17 protein-coding genes are annotated in these 19,650 nt (G+C 71.9%); 3 read left to right on the forward strand and 14 right to left on the reverse strand.

The window, feature by feature from the left end; translation table 11 throughout:
* Nucleotides 1-14 precede the first annotated feature (14 nt).
* The gene (locus RBJ77_RS39540) at nt 15-584 is read right to left on the reverse strand and encodes a YqgE/AlgH family protein (RefSeq protein ID WP_255976125.1); all 570 of its coding nucleotides are present in this window, start codon (nt 582-584) and stop codon (nt 15-17) included.
* A 253-nt stretch (nt 585-837) separates the two neighbouring features.
* On the opposite strand from RBJ77_RS39540, the gene murA reads away from it, so the two are divergent.
* Nucleotides 838-2,178 carry a UDP-N-acetylglucosamine 1-carboxyvinyltransferase gene (murA, locus tag RBJ77_RS39545; protein ID WP_255976127.1) on the forward strand — a complete coding sequence of 447 codons (1,341 nt, stop codon included), beginning with the start codon at nt 838-840 and terminating at the stop codon, nt 2,176-2,178.
* A gap of 79 nt (nt 2,179-2,257) precedes the next feature.
* Nucleotides 2,258-2,890, forward strand: coding sequence for an HAD family hydrolase (locus RBJ77_RS39550; protein ID WP_372349390.1), 633 nt, complete (start codon nt 2,258-2,260; stop codon nt 2,888-2,890).
* Nucleotides 2,891-3,107: 217 nt separating this feature from the next.
* Here the strand turns inward: RBJ77_RS39550 and RBJ77_RS39555 are convergent, their stop codons facing one another.
* The 7 genes from RBJ77_RS39555 to RBJ77_RS39585 form a co-directional block, all read right to left on the reverse strand.
* Nucleotides 3,108-3,389 (reverse strand): HU family DNA-binding protein, encoded by a 282-nt coding sequence (locus RBJ77_RS39555; RefSeq protein WP_016645140.1) that lies wholly within the window; start codon nt 3,387-3,389, stop codon nt 3,108-3,110.
* A gap of 301 nt (nt 3,390-3,690) precedes the next feature.
* Complete coding sequence (locus tag RBJ77_RS39560) at nt 3,691-5,124, reverse strand: NAD-dependent malic enzyme (RefSeq protein WP_372349391.1); 1,434 nt, start codon at nt 5,122-5,124, stop codon at nt 3,691-3,693.
* Nucleotides 5,125-5,468: 344 nt separating this feature from the next.
* The gene (locus RBJ77_RS39565) at nt 5,469-7,880 is read right to left on the reverse strand and encodes a UvrD-helicase domain-containing protein (protein WP_372349392.1); all 2,412 of its coding nucleotides are present in this window, start codon (nt 7,878-7,880) and stop codon (nt 5,469-5,471) included.
* 81 nt (nt 7,881-7,961) lie between these two features.
* Nucleotides 7,962-8,756 carry a zf-HC2 domain-containing protein gene (locus tag RBJ77_RS39570; protein ID WP_372349393.1) on the reverse strand — a complete coding sequence of 265 codons (795 nt, stop codon included), beginning with the start codon at nt 8,754-8,756 and terminating at the stop codon, nt 7,962-7,964.
* Complete coding sequence (locus RBJ77_RS39575; protein WP_207829144.1) at nt 8,753-9,328, reverse strand: sigma-70 family RNA polymerase sigma factor; 576 nt, start codon at nt 9,326-9,328, stop codon at nt 8,753-8,755. Before RBJ77_RS39575 ends, RBJ77_RS39570 begins: the two co-directional genes overlap by 4 nt.
* A 113-nt stretch (nt 9,329-9,441) precedes the next feature.
* Nucleotides 9,442-10,032, reverse strand: coding sequence for an ABATE domain-containing protein (locus RBJ77_RS39580; protein ID WP_372349394.1), 591 nt, complete (start codon nt 10,030-10,032; stop codon nt 9,442-9,444).
* 53 nt (nt 10,033-10,085) lie between these two features.
* Complete coding sequence (locus RBJ77_RS39585) at nt 10,086-10,619, reverse strand: GNAT family N-acetyltransferase (RefSeq protein ID WP_372349395.1); 534 nt, start codon at nt 10,617-10,619, stop codon at nt 10,086-10,088.
* A gap of 100 nt (nt 10,620-10,719) precedes the next feature.
* Between RBJ77_RS39585 and RBJ77_RS39590 the strand changes: the two genes are divergently transcribed.
* A complete protein-coding gene (locus tag RBJ77_RS39590) occupies nt 10,720-11,223 on the forward strand; it encodes a DUF1772 domain-containing protein (protein ID WP_372349396.1) in 504 nt (167 codons plus the stop codon).
* 21 nt (nt 11,224-11,244) lie between these two features.
* Here RBJ77_RS39590 and RBJ77_RS39595 read toward each other — a convergent pair whose 3' ends face one another.
* The 6 genes from RBJ77_RS39595 to RBJ77_RS39620 all read right to left on the reverse strand — a co-directional run bounded on the left by RBJ77_RS39595 (nt 11,245) and on the right by RBJ77_RS39620 (nt 19,591).
* Nucleotides 11,245-12,405, reverse strand: coding sequence for a uroporphyrinogen-III synthase (locus RBJ77_RS39595; protein ID WP_372349397.1), 1,161 nt, complete (start codon nt 12,403-12,405; stop codon nt 11,245-11,247).
* 149 nt (nt 12,406-12,554) lie between these two features.
* Nucleotides 12,555-13,904: a NarK/NasA family nitrate transporter gene (locus RBJ77_RS39600; protein WP_255976169.1), complete on the reverse strand. Its 1,350-nt coding sequence runs from the start codon at nt 13,902-13,904 to the stop codon at nt 12,555-12,557.
* A gap of 168 nt (nt 13,905-14,072) precedes the next feature.
* Nucleotides 14,073-15,497, reverse strand: a complete 1,425-nt coding sequence (locus tag RBJ77_RS39605) for an acyltransferase (RefSeq protein ID WP_372349398.1) — start codon at nt 15,495-15,497, stop codon at nt 14,073-14,075.
* Complete coding sequence (locus RBJ77_RS39610) at nt 15,494-17,680, reverse strand: glycosyltransferase (RefSeq protein ID WP_372349399.1); 2,187 nt, start codon at nt 17,678-17,680, stop codon at nt 15,494-15,496. The genes RBJ77_RS39605 and RBJ77_RS39610 overlap by 4 nt, the downstream gene beginning before the upstream one ends.
* A complete protein-coding gene (locus RBJ77_RS39615) occupies nt 17,681-18,454 on the reverse strand; it encodes a hypothetical protein (RefSeq protein ID WP_372349400.1) in 774 nt (257 codons plus the stop codon). It abuts the gene before it with no gap.
* Nucleotides 18,455-18,613: 159 nt separating this feature from the next.
* The gene (locus RBJ77_RS39620; protein WP_372349401.1) at nt 18,614-19,591 is read right to left on the reverse strand and encodes a LysR family transcriptional regulator; all 978 of its coding nucleotides are present in this window, start codon (nt 19,589-19,591) and stop codon (nt 18,614-18,616) included.
* Between the last annotated feature and the right edge of the window lie 59 nt (nt 19,592-19,650).

Consider the following 19,650-nt stretch of genomic DNA (forward strand, 5'->3'; position numbering starts at 1 on the left):
GGTACTGAAACCCGTCAGTTGAGCGAAGGGTCGTCCGGATACGTCGCCACCATCGCCAGTTCGCTGCGCTGGCGGCGCAGGACCGCGCGCCACAGACCCTCGGGCCGGGTGGCGGAGACGTCACCGGGCTCCGACTCGACGACATACCAGGCGCCCTCGGTCAGCTCGTCCTCCAACTGTCCCGGCCCCCAGCCCGAGTACCCCGCGAAGATCCGCAGACTGCCGAGCGCGGCGGCCAGCAGTTCCGGCGGCGCCTCCAGGTCGACGAGACCGATCGCGCCGTGCACCCGGCGCCACCCGAGCGGCGCCGCCTCCAGGGAGTCCCCCGGGATCACGGCGACACCGAGCGCGGAGTCGAGGGAGACGGGACCCCCCTGGAAGACGACACCCGGCTCACCGGCCAGCTCGCCCCAGCCCTCCAGGATGTCCCCGACGTCCACCGGGGTGGGCCTGTTGAGCACCACACCGAGCGAGCCCTCCTCGTCGTGGTCGAGGAGCAGCACGACCGCCCGGTCGAAATTCGGGTCCGCGAGGGCGGGTGTGGCCACGAGCAACCGCCCTGTGAGCGAGGACACCTCGGTCATGGCAGACATGATCCCGCATCTTCCCGCCGCACGGGGAGCCAAGCGTAAGAACCGCATGAATGCAGCTCAGCGCGCATGGAAGCGGAAGGGGCGCACGCCCGCCCGGCCGTCACCCCATGTGTCCGATTCGGAACGGTTCGTGTTGTAGCGAAGTCATGACGGTTCCGTGCGTCCTCGGGCTTACGGAGCAGGGGGAGGCGGCCCTTACCCTTGTCCCTTGGCCCCCTGCCCACCTCATCGGAACGCGAGATTCATGACCGTCACCGACGATGTACTGCTTGTCCACGGCGGAACCCCGCTGGAGGGCGAGATCCGTGTCCGCGGCGCCAAGAACCTGGTGCCCAAGGCCATGGTCGCGGCCCTCCTCGGCAGCGCTCCGAGCCGGCTGCGCAATGTCCCGGACATCCGCGACGTCCGCGTCGTACGCGGTCTGCTGCAGCTGCACGGTGTGACGGTCCGCCCCGGCGAGGAGCCGGGCGAGCTGGTGATGGACCCCTCGCACGTGGAGTCGGCGAACGTGGCCGACATCGACGCGCACGCCGGGTCCTCCCGCATCCCGATCCTCCTGTGCGGCCCGCTCCTGCACCGGCTCGGCCACGCCTTCATCCCGGGCCTCGGCGGCTGCGACATCGGCGGCCGGCCGATCGACTTCCACTTCGAGGTGCTCCGCCAGTTCGGCGCGACCATCGAGAAGCGCGCGGACGGCCAGTACCTGGAGGCCCCGCAGCGGCTGCGCGGCACCAAGATCCGCCTCCCCTACCCCTCCGTGGGCGCCACCGAGCAGGTCCTGCTCACGGCCGTCCTCGCCGAGGGCGTCACGGAGCTCTCGAACGCGGCCGTCGAGCCGGAGATCGAGGACCTGATCTGCGTCCTGCAGAAAATGGGCGCGATCATCGCGATGGACACCGACCGCACCATCCGCATCACCGGTGTGGACAAGCTCGGCGGCTACACGCACCGCGCGCTCTCCGACCGCCTGGAGGCGGCGTCCTGGGCGTCCGCGGCGCTGGCGACCGAGGGCAACATCTACGTGCGCGGCGCCCAGCAGCGCTCGATGATGACCTTCCTCAACACGTACCGGAAGGTCGGCGGCGCCTTCGAGATCGACGACGAGGGCATCCGTTTCTGGCACCCCGGCGGCCAGTTGAAGTCCATCGCCCTGGAGACGGACGTCCACCCCGGCTTCCAGACGGACTGGCAGCAGCCGCTGGTCGTGGCCCTCACGCAGGCGACCGGCCTGTCGATCGTCCACGAGACGGTCTACGAGTCCCGCCTCGGCTTCACCTCCGCGCTCAACCAGATGGGCGCGCACATCCAGCTCTACCGCGAGTGCCTGGGCGGCTCCGACTGCCGCTTCGGCCAGCGCAACTTCCTGCACTCGGCCGTCGTTTCGGGCCCGACCAAGCTGGAGGGCGCCGACCTGGTCATCCCCGACCTGCGCGGCGGCTTCTCGTACCTGATCGCGGCGCTCGCCGCCCAGGGCACGTCCCGGGTGCACGGCATCGACCTGATCAACCGCGGTTACGAGAACTTCATGGAGAAGCTCGTTGAACTCGGCGCGAAGGTTGAGCTTCCGGGCAAGGCGCTGGGCTGAGCGCCCTTCTGATTACGTACGTTGATGGGGCCGTCCGGGACACCGGGCGGCCCCGTCGTCGTAGAGCCCGAGAGTCGCCATGATCCAACTGCCCCGCCCCGCCGCGCTCCTGACCGACATGGACGGCACGCTCGTCGACTCCGAGCGGGCCTGGCTCGCCGTCGTGGCCCGGCTGCTGCCCGGCCGGGACGGACTCGACGCGTACGCGGGCCTGACGATCCGGGACGCCGCGCGCCGGCTCGTCGACGAGGGCCGCACGGACCTTCCCTACGAGGACGCCGCCGCCTTCCTGGACCGGGAGTTCACGGCGGCCGTGGCCGCCGGTGTGCGGCTGCAGCCAGGCGCTCTGCGGCTGCTGGACGGGGCGCGGGCCCTCGGCGTCCCCGTGGCGCTCGTGACGGCTTCTGAGCGGCACGTGGCCGAGCTGGTGGTGAAGTCGCTGGGGGCCGAGAGGTTCGCGGTGCTCGTGACGAACGGCGACACGGAGCGCGGCAAGCCGCATCCCGACCCGTACCTGGCCGCGGCTCGGGCGCTCGGGGTGGCGGCGGCGGACTGTCTCGCCGTGGAGGACACGCCCACGGGGGCCGCGGCGGCGCTCTCCGCGGGGTGCCGGTTGCTGGCGGTCCCGTCGGTTCCGGGCATCGCGCCCGGGCCCCGTACGACGGTCGTGGCCTCCCTGGAGGACGTCACGCTGACGCGTCTGCCCGCTTGACGGTCCGTCGGCGCCTGCGGGCCGGTGGGGGCTGGTCGCGCAGTTCCCCGCGCCCCTGGAAGGCATGCGCTGACGCGCAGCCTTCAACGGGCCGCCCAGGGGCGCGGGGAACTGCGCGACCAGCCACGACGAGACCCGCGGACGCCCACACGAGAGAACCCCGCACACGCGAAAGCGGCCCCCCGGAACCCCGGGGGACCGCTTCCTCGCCTAAGACTTACTTGCCCTTGGCGGCTTCCTTGAGCTTCGAGCCCGCGGAGACCTTCACGCTGTAACCGGCCGGGATGTTGATCGGCTCGCCGGTCTGCGGGTTACGAGCGGTGCGAGCGGCACGGTGGGTGCGCTCGAAGGTCAGGAAGCCGGGGATGGTGACCTTCTCGTCGCCCTTGGCAACGATCTCGCCGACGGTCTCGGCGAACGCGGCCAGCACGGCGTCGGCGTCCTTGCGGGTCACCTCGGCGCGGTCGGCCAGCGCGGCCACCAGCTCACTGCGGTTCATGTTTGTACTCCCGTGTTCTTCTTGCCGTTGAGGCGTGCCACGCGGCGGCAAGCCGCATGTTGGGCAACAGCGAAGCCGATGCTGCCAGGGTCTCGGTCAGGCCCAGGACCCGGGTCCGTCGTCCAGACCCTCGCGCCCGAAGACGCATCCTGCCCCCACCAGCGGCGGTAAAGCCAATCCGGCACCCGTGGGGGTCACACGGACAGCGCCACCACCGGGGGCGGGACGGCCCTAGGGGGGCCTGCTTCCCGGCCACCCTAGAGGGCCCGGAAGGGCCCCGCATTCCGCGACGCGCCGGGCCTCAGGCGGTCGTGGTCCCCGTCACAGCCACTCCGGCCGCCTTCGCGGCGTTGCGCACGGCGCCGGCCACGGCGCCCGCGACCTTGTCGTTGAAGACGCTCGGAATGATGTAGTTCGGGTTGAGCTCGTCCTCGCTGACGACGTCGGCCAGGGCGGTCGCCGCGGCCAGCATCATCTCCGTGTTGACCGTACGCGACTGGGCGTCGAGCAGGCCGCGGAAGACGCCCGGGAAGACGAGGACGTTGTTGATCTGGTTCGGGAAGTCGGAGCGTCCCGTGGCCACGACGGCCGCCGTCTGACGGGCGATCGCCGGGTCGACCTCCGGGTCCGGGTTCGCGAGCGCGAACACGATGGCGCCGTCGGCCATCGCGGCCACGTCGTCGCCGTTCAGGACGTTCGGGGCCGAGACGCCGATGAAGACGTCCGCGCCGACGACGGCCTCCTTGAGGCTGCCGGTCAGGCCTTCGGGGTTGGTGTTGTCGGCGATCCAGCGCAGCGGCGAGTCGCTGTCGGCGCCCTTGAGGTCCTCGCGGTCGGCGTGCACGACGCCGTGGATGTCGGCCACGACCGCGTTCTTCACGCCCGCCGCGAGCAGCAGCTTGAGGATCGCGGTACCGGCGGCGCCGGCGCCCGACATGACGACGCGAATGTCCCCAATTGCCTTGCCCGCGACGCGAAGTGCGTTGGTCAGGGCGGCGAGGACGACGATCGCGGTGCCGTGCTGGTCGTCGTGGAAGACCGGGATGTCGAGGGCCTCGCGCAGCCGGGCCTCGATCTCGAAGCAGCGCGGCGCGGAGATGTCCTCCAGGTTGATGCCGGCGAAGCCGGGGGCGATCGCCTTGACGATCTCGACGATGGCGTCGGTGTCCTGGGTGTCCAGGCAGATCGGCCAGGCATCGATGTCGGCGAACCGCTTGAAGAGGGCCGCCTTGCCCTCCATGACCGGCATGGCGGCCATCGGGCCGATGTTGCCCAGGCCGAGGACCGCGGAGCCGTCCGTCACGACCGCAACGGTGTTGCGCTTGATCGTGAGGCGGCGGGCGTCCTCGGGGTTCTCGGCGATCGCCATGCAGACGCGGGCCACACCCGGCGTGTAGACCATGGACAGGTCGTCACGGTTGCGGATGGGGTGCTTGGACTGCATCTCGATCTTGCCGCCGAGGTGCATCAGGAACGTACGGTCGGAGACCTTCCCGAGCGTCACGCCCTCGATGCCGCGCAGTTCCTCGACGATCTGGTCCGCGTGGGACGTCGAGGTGGCCGCGATCGTGACGTCGATCCGGAGCTTCTCGTGGCCGGAAGCGGTGACGTCGAGGCCGGTCACCGAGCCTCCGGAGGACTCCACGGCGGTGGTGAGCTGCGAGACGGCGGTTCCGCTCGCGGGCACCTCCAACCGGACCGTCATCGAGTAGGAGACGCTGGGCGCCGTTGCCATGGCCGACTTCCTCTGCTTTCACCGTGTAGCTGTTGCCGTCCGATGGTCGCACCTACCGGTGAGTACGTGGTAGCCGCATCGGATTGTGAACCTTACGTTCACCGCGCTTTCGGAAACTGACTTCCACCATACGAGAAGTTGAGGGAAACAGAAAGAGGCCCACGTCACCGAAGTGACGTGGGCCTCTCCACGCTGACGACACCGACCCGCCATGCTCGCCTCGCGGCAAGTGGTCCCTCTGAGGGACGAAGGTTGGGCCCGGGGGCTTGGATCGAGCCGGTGCCGTCATCAACGGTAACACCGGCTGCTGCGGACACAAGGGCCCGTCGCCCCCAGGACCTGTCCTAGTCGCGCAGCAGGTCCGGAACCCCCCGCGCGTCGGGCTCGTCACGGTCCGCCGAGACGACCGTGAGCTGCTGGGTCGCCCGGGTCAGGGCGACGTACAGGACCCGCAGGCCGGCCGGGGACTCGTCGGCGATCTCCGCCGGGGAGACCACGATCGTGGCGTCGTACTCCAGGCCCTTGGCCTCCAGCGAGCCCAGCGCCACCACCCGCTCGCCGAGCCCGGCCAGCCAGCGGGCCGCCTCCGCGCGGCGGTGCATCGCCACGACGACGCCGACCGTGCCGTCGACCCGGTCGAGCAGCCGCGCGGCCTCTTCGCGGACCGTGCTGCCGAGCCGGTCCCCGACGACCGTGAAGCGCGGCTCCACGCCCGTCGAGCGGACCGCGGACGGGGACTGCGAGCCCGGCATCGCCAGCGCCAGCACCTTCGCCGCGAGGTCGGCGATCTCGGACGGGTTGCGGTAGTTGACGGTCAGCGTGAAGCGGCGCCGCGGGCGGCTGCCGAGGGCCTCGTCACGGGCCTCGGCCGCCTCGTCCGGGGTCGACCACGAGGACTGCGCCGGGTCGCCGACGATCGTCCACGTGGCGTGCCGGCCGCGGCGGCCGACCATCCGCCACTGCATGGGCGTCAGGTCCTGCGCCTCGTCGACGATGACGTGCGCGTACTCGGTGCGCTCCTGCGCCAGGCGCTCGGCGCGCTCGTACTGGGTCTCCTCGCGCACGGGCATCAGCTCGTCCAGGCCCGTGAGCTGGTCCAGCGGGTCGTACTCGCGCTTCTTGCGCGGGCGGGCCGGGGTGCCGAGGACGGCGTTCAGCTCGTCGAGGAGGGCGACGTCGTGGACCGAGAGGGCGTCCCGCTTCAGGGACCGGGCGAGCTTGCGCACCTCGCCCGGGTTCAGGATGCGGCGGGCCCAGCGGCCCAGGCGCTTCTCGTCGGCCATCGCGGCGAGCACGGAGCGCGGCGTCAGCTCCGGCCACCACGCGTCGAGGAACCGGATGAAGTCGTCCTCGCCCGTGATGTCGTCGTCGAAGGACGAGCGCAGCTCGGCGGCGAGTTCGGGGTCGGTGTGGCGGCTGCCGGCGCCCGACTGGCTCCAGAGCGCGTCCAGCAGGAGCTTGCGGGCGCGCGGGCGCAGGTGGTTCACGGGGGCCGTGCCGCTCAGCGCCGCGTGCCGGATGCGGTTCAGCTGGTCGGCCTCCAGCTCCAGGCGGCGGCCGAAGGCGACCACGCGGAGGCGGCTCGTGGTGACGGCGGCCGTCGCCCCGGCCTCGTCGTCGGCCTCGTCGTCGCCGAAGGCCAGCTGCCCGTCGCCGCCGGACGCGGGCGCGGGCGGCGCGACCGGCGACTCCAGCGCGCCGCGGGCCGCCTTGCGCAGCACCTTCAGCATCCGCGACGAACCCTTCACGCGGGCCACCGCCGGGCTGTCGTACTCCGTGGCCTCCGCGCCGTCGACCAGGGAGCCGACCGCGCGGATCGCGACCTGGCCCTCCTCGCCGAGCGAGGGCAGCACGCCCTCCGTGTACGCGACCAGGAGCGGGGTCGGCGAGACGATCAGGATGCCGCCCGCGTAGCGCCGGCGGTCCTGGTAGAGGAGGTACGCGGCGCGGTGCAGCGCCACCGCCGTCTTGCCGGTGCCCGGACCGCCCTCCACGTACGTCACCGACGCGGCGGGGGCCCGGATGACCAGGTCCTGCTCGGCCTGGATGGAGGCGACGATGTCGCGCATCGAGTGGCTGCGGGCCTGGCCGAGCGCGGCCATCAGGGCGCCGTCGCCGATCGCGGGCAGCGTCTCGCCGTCCAGGTACGCGGTCAGCTCGGGACGCATCAGGTCGTCCTCGACGCCGAGCACCTTGCGGCCCTTGGAGCGGATGACGCGGCGGCGCACGACGCGGCCCGGGTCGACCGGGGTCGACCGGTAGAAGGGCGCGGCGGCCGGGGCGCGCCAGTCGATGACGAGCGGCGAGTAGTCGGCGTCCAGGACGCCGATGCGGCCGATGTGCAGCGTCTCGGCGATGTCGGCCGTGTTGTCGGCGCGGACGGCCCCCTCGGCCGGCTCGACGGCGGTGTACGCGCCGTCGGGCCCCTTCTTGCCGTCCTTGCCGAGCAGCAGGTCGATCCGGCCGAACAGGAAGTCCTCGAACTCGTTGTTGAGCCGGTTGAGGTGGATGCCCGCGCGGAACACCTGGGCGTCCCGCTCGGCGAGCGCGCCGGGCGTGCCGACCTGGCCGCGCTTGGCGGCGTCGTCCATCAGGAACTCCGCCTCGTGGATCTTCTCCTCGAGGCGGCGGTAGACGGCGTCGAGATGATCCTGTTCGACACCGATCTCGCGGTCACGCACGGAGTCCGCGGCGGATCGGGCCGCGGCGTTCCTCCCGCGGTCCACCGTCGAATCGTGCTGAGCCTGAGCGGCCACCGGGCCCCCTTCTGACGTGCTTGGGCAGCCGTCAAAGGTACGCGAAAAGGGCCCGGTCAGGCTACGTGCGGCGCGGAGGGGTCACGCGTTCACCTCCACGAGCCGCTTCCCGTCGAGCGTCTCCACCTCGAAGTGGTCGATCTGGTTGCGGTCGAGGGCCGCGCCGCCGTGCACGTACAGCGGGTACTTGGCGCTCTCGTGCGTGCTGTTGTCGATGCCGTAGCCCCACTTCGGGACGGCCCAGGTGGTGACCGTCTCGCGCTCGCCGTCCTTGCCGACCGCGATGAGCGAGCACTTCAGCGGGCCCTTCACGTTCTTCAGCTGCAGGACGGTGTGCGTCCCCCACGCCTTCCTCTCCATGCCGACGGTCGCGCTGACCTTCGTCGTCGGGTCGGTGGCCTGCACCTTCTCGTCCATGTGGTGGAAGAAGGCGTCCTCGGCGGGGCTGGTGGGGTGCGGGTCGCCCGCGACCGTTCCGGTGCCGCCGTCGTCCGTCACCGCCATCACCGTAAGCGGGCCGCCGATGATCAGCGCGGCGGCGGCCGCCACCAGGTACAGGCCGCGGCGGCGCTTCTGCGTCCGCTTGCGGGCCACCTCGTCGGCCAGGGACTCGGCCAGGCGCGGGCTCGGGCGGGCCGCGAGCGACTCGCCGACCACCGGCACGCCCCGCTCCCCCGGCAGATCGGCGAGCGCGGCGAGCATCGGCTCCATGCCCGCGAACTCCTCCAGCTGCCGCGCGCACGGCTCGCAGGTCGCCAGATGGGCCTCGAACGCGGTCGCCTCCGCGTCGTCGAGGATGCCCAGCGCGTAGGCGCCGACCGTCTCGTGCACATCACCCGCGGGCCCGTGTCCGTACGGTCCGTGCGTCGATGTCATGCCGTCACCCCCCGCTCCTCCAGAGCCAGCTTCATCGAACGCAGCGCGTAGAACACCCTGGAGCGCACCGTTCCGCTGGGGATGCCGAGCGTCTCGGCCGCCTCATTGACCGTACGCCCCTTGAAGTAGGTCTCGACCAGCACTTCCCGGTGGGCCGGGGTGAGGTCCTCCAGGGCATCGGACAGCGTCATCAGCCACAGCGCCTTGTCGATCTCGTCCTCCGCGGGGATGACCTCCAGCGGCGACGGGTCGACCTCCTGCGGCCGGGCCTGCCGGCTGCGGTGGCCGTCGATGACGATCCGTCGGGCGACCGTCACCAGCCAGGGGCGTACCGAACCGGTCGCTCGGTTGAGCTGGCCGGCGTTCTTCCAGGCACGGATGAGCGTCTCCTGCACGACGTCCTCCGCGCGCTGCCGGTCCCCCGCCACGAGCCGGAGCACATAGGCCAGGAGCGGCCGCGCGTGCTCGGCGTAGAGCGCGCGCATCAGCTCCTCGTCCGGCTCGGGGGGCCGGGGCGCACGATGTCGGGCCCGGGGCGGGCGTTCATCGGCCACGGCGGAATCCTTGCGCACGCCTACCTCCGGTGTCCCCAGTTCGACGATCCGGCCACGTCTTTTCGGCTGGGCTCACGGAGTTGATACGCAGACGAACTCACGGATGTTCAAACGGCGTTGTGGCGCTCGTCTCACGCCCGGGCGAGGGCCGCCCTGCGCCGGTGCCTGGCCACCCGCTCCCGGTTGCCGCAGACCTCGCTGGAGCACCAGCGGCGGCGCCGGCCCCGGGAGGTGTCCAGGTAGATGAGGCTGCAGTTGTCGCCCTCGCACTGGCGCAGGCAGCCGCGGACGGCCGGGTCGGTGAGCAGGTCGACGGCGTCCCGGGCGACCGCGGCGAGCAGGGCCGGGCAGCCGGGGGCGGTCTGCAGGGAGCGGGCGAGGGTGCCGTCGGAGGCGCGGACGGCACAGGGCGTCGGCGGGGCGGCACGGGCCAGCAGGTTGACACGTTCCAGAGCCGCGGGGGCCGGCCGGCCCGCCAGCTCGCCGCGCACCAACTGGCCGATGTGGCCGCGCAGTTCACGGAAGGCGGCGAGCCAGGCCGGGGCGCAGACGGGCGGCGCGACGGTGTCGGGGACGAGTCCGGCGCCGACGAGCCAGGCGCGCAACAGGTCGGGTGAGGTGAGGCGTTCGTCGGGGTGTGCGGTGGCGACCAGGTCCAGGCAGAGGCGTCCGGAGTCGAACCGCAGCTCGTGGAGGTAGGGCCCTGTGGGTACTGCTGCCATGTCCTCTACAGTGCCCGCCCGCGCGCGGGGCCGGAACCCCCGGTGCCGCACCGCTACTTGGGGACGTTCGGCGGAGGATCGTCGTGCAGGATGCGCTGGAAGAGGATGTGGTCGCGCCATTCGCCGTCGATGTGCAGGTACTTGGGCGCGCGGCCGTACTCGGTGAAACCGCACTTGGCGAGGACCCGCTGGGACGCCTTGTTGTCGATGAGGGTGCCGGCCTCGATGCGGTGCAGGCCCAGCTCGTCGCGGCCGATCCGGGCGATCTCCTCGACCGCGGCGGGGATCAGACCGCGCCCCCGGTACTCGGCGTCGACCCAGTAGCCGAGGCTCGCGCTGCACAGCGGGCCGAGCACGATGCTGGTGATCATGAGGCGGCCGACGACCAGCTCGCCGTCGAACAGCAGCCACGTCACGCTGTTCGGCTGCGTGAGGCGCTCCAGCTGCCCGCTGGCCGTGTAGTACTCCGGGTCCCGGTGGGGATCGATCGGGCGCAGGTGCTCCAGGTTGCGGACCGTGGCGTCGGCGAGGGCCTGTGCGTCGGCGGGGACTCCCCGGCGCAGGTCGATGTCGGGAGTGATCAGCATGTCCGTACGGTACGCGCGGGCAGGGCACGGTGGACGCTCGCGTATGGGAATGCGCGGATCGACGATGTCGGCAGGGGTGGCCCTCGTCTTGACTGGGCGCATGACGACAGCGAAGCGTTTCACGGGATGGGTGCTGGGGGCGGCCACGGTCGCCATGGGCCTGATGGCGGGCTCGTTCTACGTGTTCGGGTGCGCGGTGATGCCCGCGCTGGCCCGCAGCGACGACCGTACGTACATCGAGGTGATGCAGAACATCAACGACGTCATCCAGAACCCGGTGTTCTTCCTCGGTTTCATCGGGGCGCTGCTGCTCACGGGCGCGGCGGTCTGGCGGCTGCGCCACGAACGGGCGCTGCGCTCCTGGGTGGTGGTCGCGCTGGTCCTCTACGGGGTGGCGTTCGTGCTGACGTCCGGGGTGAACGTGCCGCTCAACGACGCGCTGGCGCAGGCCGGCGACCCCGCGCGGATCGCCGATCCGGCCCGGGTGCGGGACCGGTTCGAGGGGCCGTGGGTGGCGTGGAACGTGGTGCGGGCCGTGCTGTGCACCGGCGCCCTCGGCTGCCTGATACGGGGGCTCGTGGTGTGGGGGCGGAAGGCGCGGTGAGCCACCGCGCCGCGAACTGCCTCAGTCGTCCGCGTACTTGGCGTCCGCCGCCGGGTCCAGCGCGAGCCGGTAGCCGCGCTTCACCACGGTCTGGATCAGCTTCGGGGTGCCGAGGGCGGAGCGCAGACGGGCCATCGCCGTCTCCACCGCGTGCTCGTCGCGGCCCGCGCCGGGCAGCGCGCGCAGCAGCTCCGCCCGTGCCACCACCCAGCCGGGCCGCCGGGCCAGCGAGCGCAGCAGTGCCATCCCGGCGGGCGGCACCGGGCGCAGCGCCCCGTCGACCAGGACCGCGTGGCCGCGGATCTCGACGCGGTGTCCGGCGACCGGGAGCGTACGGGCGCGGGACGGCAGTTCCTGGCAGAGCAGCTGGACCAGCGGGCCGAGCCGGAACCGCTCCGGCTGCACGGTGTCCACGCCGTGCGCCTGCAGCGGCAGCGCCGTCACCGGGCCGACGCACGCCGGGACCACGTCGTGGTGCAGGGCCGCGAGCAGTTCGGGCAGCAGGCCCCGCTCCTCGGCCCGGTTCAGCAGCGACACCGCCGCCGGGGCCGAGGTGAAGGTCAGCGCGTCCACGCTGCGCGCCACCGTCGCGTCGAGCAGCCGGTCCACCGGGCCGATGTCCTCCGGCGGCATCCACCGGTACACGGGGACGCCCACCACTTCGGCGCCCGCCTCGCGCAGCGCCTCCACGAAGCCGGGCAGCGGCTCCCCGTGCAGCTGGACCGCCACGCGCCGCCCCTGGACGCCCTCGGCGAGCAGCCGCTCCAGGACCTCCGCCATCGACTCGGACGACGGCGACCACTCCTCGGTCAGGCCCGCCGCCCGGATCGCGCCCTTGACCTTCGGCCCGCGGGCGAGCAGTTCGACGCCGCGCAGCCGGTCCAGGAGCGCGTCGCCCAGGCCCCAGCCGTCGGCCGCCTCGACCCAGCCGCGGAACCCGATGGCGGTCGTGGCGACCACCACGTCGGGCGCGTGGTCGAGCAACTCCTTCGTCGCGGCGAGGAGTTCGCTGTCGTCGGAGAGCGGCACGATGCGCAGGGCGGGCGCGTGCTGCACCGCGGCGCCGCGCCGCCGCAGCAGCGCCCCGAGCTCGTCGGCGCGACGGGCGGCGGTCACGCCGACGGTGAACCCCGCGAGCGGGCCGTGGGCCTGCTCGGGGGCGGACTGCTGTGGTTCGTACATGCTCGTTCTCGTCCCGCTCGACGGTCGTCCCGTGCACTGGTCGTGCTGTCGTTCGTGCTGCCGTGGCTCTCCTGGCGTCGTCCGAGCCTGTCAACAACCCGTGACGGGCCCGGATCCACATGATTGCGTACGTGTTACGTGCGGGTCGCTCACACCTCCGCGTAGCTGAGCTGCGGCTTCGCCTCCGCCGTCGGTGCGGCGACGGAGCGGGCGGCCGACCGGCGAAGGTATACGGCCCAGGTGACCACGAAGCACGCCCCGTAGAAGACCAGGAAGGACACGAAGGCGCCGGTGCCGGTGCCCGCCGTCTGGAAGGACTGGCGGAAGGCCAGGTTGATGCCGAGTCCGCCGAGTGCCCCGACCGCGCCGATCAACCCCATCGACGCGCCCGACAGGCGCCGCCCGTACGCCGCGGCCTCCTCCCCCGTGAGCCCCGTGGCGAGCGCCTTGGCCTGGAAGATGCCGGGGATCATCTTGTACGTGGACCCGTTGCCGAGGCCGCTCAGCACGAACACCACGATGAACGCGACCGTGAACAGGGCCAGCGACTTCTGCACCGACGCCAGGATCACCACCCCGGTCGCCGCCGCCATCGCCACGAAGTTCCACAGCGTGATGCGCGCCCCGCCGAACCGGTCCGCGAGCCGGCCGCCGACCGGGCGGATCAGCGAGCCGAGCAGCGGGCCGATGAACGTGACGCCCGCCGCCTGCAGCGGGGTGCGGCCGAACTGGGTCTGCAGGACGAGCCCGAAGGCGAACGAGTAGCCGATGAAGGAACCGAAGGTGCCGATGTAGAGGAACGCCATGATCCAGGTGTGCACGTCCCGGGCGGCGTCCTTGGCGGCACCGGTGTCGTTCTTGACGGTGGCCAGGCTGTCCATGAACAGGGCCGCACAGACCGCCGAGACGACGATCAGCGGGATGTAGATCCCGAGCAGGACGCGCGGGCCGCCGCCCGCGCCGATGACGGCGAGCGCGATCAGCTGGATGACGGGGACGCCGATGTTGCCGCCGCCCGCGTTCAGTCCGAGCGCCCAGCCCTTCTTCCGCATCGGGAAGAAGGAGTTGATGTTGGTCATGGAGGAGGCGAAGTTGCCGCCGCCGACCCCGGTGAGCGCCGCGCACACCATGAAGGTGCTGTACGAGGTGCCCGGCTCCATCACGGCGAACGCGGCGATCGACGGCACGAGCAGCATGCTCGCCGCGATGACCGTCCAGGCGCGGCCGCCGAAGACGGCGACGGCGAAGGTGTAGGGCACGCGGGCGAAGGCGCCGACGAGCGTGGCCATGGAGACGAGGAAGAACTTCCCCGCCGGGTCGATGCCGTACTCGGGTCCCATGAACAGGACCATGACCGACCACAGGGTCCACACGGAGAACCCGATGTGTTCGGACAGGATGGAGAAGACGAGATTGCGCCGGGCCACCCTCGCGCCCGTCCTCTCCCAGAACGCCTCGTCCTCGGGATCCCACTGTTCGATCCAGCTCCGGCCGGCCATCTGACGCCTCCAGGTCACGGTTCACTGCTGATGCGACCGAAGGTAGGGAGGCCGGATTTCCGGGCTGTGGCGTGGAGTGACCGTCGGGGAACGTTGCTCTCACCTGCCCGCCGGGCGGGTGGTGAGGCCCGGGTCCGGGGGCGGCCGACGCCGCCCCCGGGCCGGGTGTCAGTGCTTCTTCGTGCGGCGCGACCCGTCCGGCCACAGCCGCGGCGAGCGCTTGGCGGCCAGGTCCTCGATCCAGCCGGTGCTCACGATCGCCAGCGCGATCAGCGGCCAGACCAGCACGAACATCCAGAGCATGTACGTCGAGTCGAGCGCCCCGCTCCAGCGCGCGTCGTCCATGAACGGCAGGTTGTACGCGAGGTCGATGAGCGGCACCGTCGCCATGATCAGCATGTTGTGCCACAGGTAGATCGTCACGGCCCGGTTGTTGGAGAGCGTGATGACCTTGTCGAACCTGGCGAGCTTGCCGGGCAGTTGCTGCCAGGAGGGCGAGTACAGGAGCAGGATGACGACGAATCCGAAGGACCAGGTGGCCTGGGCCAGCGGGATGTCGTTCAGGTCCCAGCCGTCGGGGCCGAGGTGGCCCGAGGCCCACCAGATGCCGAAGGCCATCACGAGCGCGGAGACGGACACCGCGAGATAGCGCGGGATCTTGACCAGCATGCCCTCGTGGTGGGCGAAGCCGAGCACCCAGCAGCTGCCGTAGACGCCGAAGTCGGTGACCGCGTTGCCCGTCTCGCCGGGGATCGTGACGAGGCCGGTGCCGACGATCGCGGTGAGGCCGAGCGGGGCGAGCAGCGTCGCCCACGGCACCTTGCGGAACGCCCAGAGCAGCAGCGGCGAGGCGATCACGAACCACATGTAGGCGCGCAGGTACCAGAGCGGGCCCGCGGCCTGGGCGGGCCAGGTGTCCTCCAGCAGGCCCGCCTTGTCCCCGAGGTGCCAGGGGAAGCTGGGCGCGCCGATCGGCACCAGGTAGTTGACGAGGCTGATCCAGCCCCAGGTGCCGCCGTTGTCCGGGTCCTTGCCGGGGTTCCAGCCGCCCGCGAAGAGCAGCGTGAGGACGGCCGCGCTGAACGCCCACATCGGCGGCAGCAGTCGCCGGATGCGGCCGCGGATCACGCCGATCGCGGGCCGGCTCAGCGAGCGGGCCATCAGCGATCCGGCGAGCGCGAACATCACGCCCATGGACGGGAAGAGCACCGTCAGCCACGCCCACCCGAACAGGTGGTAGACGACGACGCGGACCAGCGCGGTGGTGCGCAGCAGGTCCAGGTACCGGTCGCGGCCGGGCTTCTTCGGCGCGGGCTTCGCCTCCGGCAGCGGTCGGGTGGCGTCCGCCTCCCCCTGTGCCTGCCGGGGCACCTCGGCGAGGCGGGTGGTCGTGGTGGCGGGGGCGGTCTGGGCCGGGGCGGGTGCTCCGGTGTCCAGGCCGTCGGGCCAGACCGGCGCGGCCTGCGGCCAGCCCGAGGTCACCGGCCGCACGGGGCCGGGTCCGGGCGCCGGGGCGGGGCCGGGTGCGGGGGCGGGCTGCTGGGCTCCGCCGAACCAGCCGTCCTGCGCGGACGGGTCGTGGGGGTACGTCATGCCACCGGCCTCCTGTCGTCACCGGACACCGAGGACGTCCGCTGGCGCGGCAGTCCGCCGGGGACCGAGCCGACCGCGCCGGTGCGGCGCAGCTTCTGCCAGCGGAGCCGGCCGCCGGTGAGCGCCGTGATCCAGGACTGGAGCAGCACGACGTACATCAACTGCCGGTAGAGGAGCTGCTGGAGCGGGAGGGATATGAGGTGCGTCATGCGTTCCTTGTCGAGCCGGAAGGCGTACGCCGCGCAGACCGCCTGGATCGCGAGCACGCCCAGCCACGCGATCACCGTCTTCTCGGTGGGGCCGAAGACCACCCCGTAGAGCAGGAAGACGTCGATCAGCGGGGCGAGGAGCGGGGCCAGGACCATGAACAGGGAGACCAGCGGCAGGCCGACGCGGCCGAAGCGGCCGGACGGGCCGCCCTCGATCAGGGCGCGGCGGTGCTTCCAGATCGCCTGCATGGTGCCGTACGACCAGCGGTAGCGCTGCGACCACAGCTGCTGGACGGACTCGGGCGCCTCGGTCCAGGCGCGGGCCTTCTCCGCGTAGACGACGCGCCAGCCGTCGCGGTGCAGCGCCATCGTGACGTCGGTGTCCTCGGCGAGCGTGTCGTCGCTCATGCCGCCGATCCGCTCCAGGGCGCTGCGGCGGAAGGCTCCCACGGCGCCGGGGATCGTCGGCATGCAGCGCAGGATGTCGTACATGCGGCGGTCGAGGTTGAAGCCCATCACGTACTCGATGTGCTGCCAGGCGCCGATCAGCGAGTCCCGGTTGCCCACCTTCGCGTTGCCCGCGACCGCGCCGACGCGCGGGTCGCCGAACGGCTGGACCAGTTCGCGCACGGTGGCCGGCTCGAAGACCGTGTCGCCGTCCATCATCACGACGAGGTCGAACCGGGCGTTCGCCAGGCCCCTGTTGAGGGCGGCGGGCTTGCCCGCGTTGTGCTGGCGGACCACCCGCACGTTGGGCAGCCGGAGGTTCTCCACGATGCGGGCCGTGCCGTCGGTGGAGCCGTCGTCGATGACGATGATCTCGATGGGGTGCTCGCTGGACATCAGCGAACGCACCGTGTTCTCGATGCACTTGGCCTCGTTGAAGGCCGGGACCAGGACGGAGACCGGCTCGGTGACCGGCGGCCCCCAGGCGAAGCCCTTCTTGCGCACCCGCCGGGCGTGCGCCGCGGACAGGATCAGCATCAGGCCGAAGCGGCCCATGACGAGGACGCCGATGACGGCGAGCCCGGCGACCAGCACGCCCGTGATGTTCTCCGACGCCTGGACCGCCACGATCCACGCCTTGCCCTTCCACAGCTCGGGGCCGGTGACGGGGGTGTGCGCGCTGGCGATGCCCAGGGCCTCGGTGAGGTTCTGGAACTTGTAGCCCTCGTCCTGGAGGTGGGGCAGGAAGCGGTCGAGGGCGGCGACGGTCTGCGAGCGGTTGCCGCCGGAGTCGTGCATCAGGACGATGGCGCCCTTGCCGTCGTGCGGCGTGGCGCGCCGGATGATCTCGTCGACGCCGGGGCGCTTCCAGTCCTCGCTGTCGGTGTTGTTGACGACCGTGATGTAGCCGCGCGAGCCGATGTACTGCGTGACCGGCCACGACATGTCGTCCATGGCGTCGGCGAACGACGAGTACGGCGGCCGGAACAGGGAGGTGCGCACGCCCGCCGCGCCCTCTAGGGCCAGCTGGTTCTGCGACAGCTCCCAGTCGATCCGCTTCGTCGACTGGTACGAGAGGTCCGGGTGGTTGAAGGTGTGCAGGCCGACCTCGTGGCCCTCCTCGACCATGCGGTGCACCAGGTCGGGGTAGCGCGAGGCCATCGTGCCGGTGACGAAGAAGACGGCGTGCGCGTCGTGCTTCTTCAGGACGTCGAGGACCTTCGGGGTCCACTCCGGGTCCGGCCCGTCGTCGAAGGTGAGGACCAGCTTGTGGCTGCCTATGGAGCGGCTCTCCTGGCGGCCCTCGCGGGTGTCGATGACGGGGCCGCCGTCGAGGATCTTCTCCGGCACCTTGTCGGTGGCGGCCTCGGGCCGGATGCGGTGGTCGGCCATGATCTCGCTGTGCACGTAGCCGCGGAGCATGAGCATCGCGATCAGGGCCACGAGCAGCAGGGACGGCAGGAGATAGCGCAGCGGGAGGCGGCGCCTGCGGGGACCGGTGTGCCGGCGACGTGAGCGGTGGGACATCTACAGGACGCTGCTTTCCTGGGACGCGACGGTCGGTGCCGACGGCTCGCCGCTCGGGCTCCGGTCGACGGGCTGGGGCGATGAGGTGCCGTCGGCGACGGTGTCGGTGCCACCGCCCACGGGGTCCGTGGTCGGGTCGTCCGTCGGGTCGACCGGCGGGGTGCTCGGGTCCGTGGGCGGATCGGTGGTCGGGTCGACCGGCGGCGTCGTGTGCCCCCCGGGCTTGGACGGCTCGACCGGTGGCGTCGTCTTGCCGCCGGTGGGCCGGTCCGACGGGGTGGTGCCGGTGCCCGGCTCGTCGTCGCCCGTGCTCGCGTCGGCCGTCGGCGACGTCGACGTGCCGGGCGCGCCGGTGGCGCCGGGCGCGGTGCCGGAGGCGCTCGGGTCCGGGGTGGTGCCCGGGGACACGGACGGCGCCTCCGGATCGGCGGGCAGCGGCTTGGTGTCGACCTTGCCCGCGGGCTTCTCCGGGTCCATGGGCAGCCAGGGCGCGCTCGAGTTCCCCGAGAGCAGGGTGGCCACGATGACGACCGCGTACACCGCGCAGGCGATACCGAGGAACACGCCGATGCGCCGGAATCTGCGGCTGCGCCGCCCCGAGTCGTCGACGAAGACGGGTACTTCCTTGTCGTCCCCCGTGGCTTCGGCCGGCCCGGTCTGCCCACGCGCCGCGAGGAGCTCGCCCAACTGCCGGCCTGCGCCGTCCAGTTGGACCGTCACCTCGTTCGGGTCATGGGTCTGCCCGGGCAGGGCGTCTTCTCGCCAGTTATCCACCGTACGCACATCCCCCCAAGGACATGTTCATGGGTGCGCGCGCGACTCCCCGGGCACTCGTCGGCCGGACCGGGCCCCCACCCGGCCCGAGCGCCCCCCTTATCACACCGCGCCCGGACTATGAATGTAGCGCACGTAGGTGACAGCCGTTGCCACGGTTCAGTCCGGGCTCACCATGATGAGTGCATCCGTGGCCGGTATCCACGCCCCGGCGGGCCGCTCCAGCCACCCGTTCATCCCGGCCAGCTCGGCCGCGGCGGCCCGCAGCGCGTCGATTCCGGGGTGCTGCCTCCCCTTCAGCCACACCAGCGACACCGGGGACAGTGGCACCGGGTCGACCAGGGGCCGCAGAACCGATCCCGGCATGGCCGGAAAATCCACTCCGGCGAGGACCGGATTCCGGTATTTCGTCATGATCCGCCGGAATTCCTCCTTGCCGACGGCGAGCGGCGCGGGCGGCGCGATCCCGATGCCCCGTCCGGCGAACAACTGCCGTGCCAGATCGGTCCATTCGGGCGTCCGGGGGTTGCCGGCGCCCGCGTAGACCGTCTCCCCCGCGAGCCGTCCGAGGGGCACCGCGTCGAGTGCGGCCAGCGGATGGTCGTCGGGCAGCACGACCGCCATCGGCTCGTACCGCAGGGGCTGCTGGGAGAGCCGCTCGCGCACCGCGGGGTCGAGCCCGCCGAAGCGCCCGAAGGACACGTCGAGGCGCCCGGCGAGCAGTTCGGCGGCGGCCCCGGTCAGCCCGCTCTCGTAGCGGGCCATCAGCTCGCAGTCCGGGGCGAGTTCGCGGGCCCGCGCGAGGACCTGTTCATGCACGAGCCCCGGACTGTTCACGTCGACCAGCAGCGGCCGGGCCGCGGCGGCGGGCCGGGCGAACGCGGCGAGCAGCTCGTCCTGCGCCTCGACGGCCCGCCGCGCGTACGGCAGCAGCCGGGCGCCCTCCGCGGTGAGCGTCACCTGCCGGGTGGTCCGGCCGAACAGTTCGGCTCCCAGCTCCCGCTCAAGGCGCCGGATGTCCCGGCTGAGCGCCTGCTGGGCGACGTAGAGCCGGGCGGCGGCGCGCGTGAAGTGCAGCTCGTCGGCGACGGCCAGGAAGGCGCGCAGCAGGCGGGGTTCGACGTTCACCGGGGGCATCGGGCGAATTTACAACGCAGGTGCGTGAATGGGTACCGAGTAAGTGTTGGACCCATCGG

Source organism: Streptomyces sp. KL116D, from assembly GCF_030766975.1.
In the GTDB taxonomy this organism is placed as follows: domain Bacteria; phylum Actinomycetota; class Actinomycetes; order Streptomycetales; family Streptomycetaceae; genus Streptomyces; species Streptomyces longispororuber_A.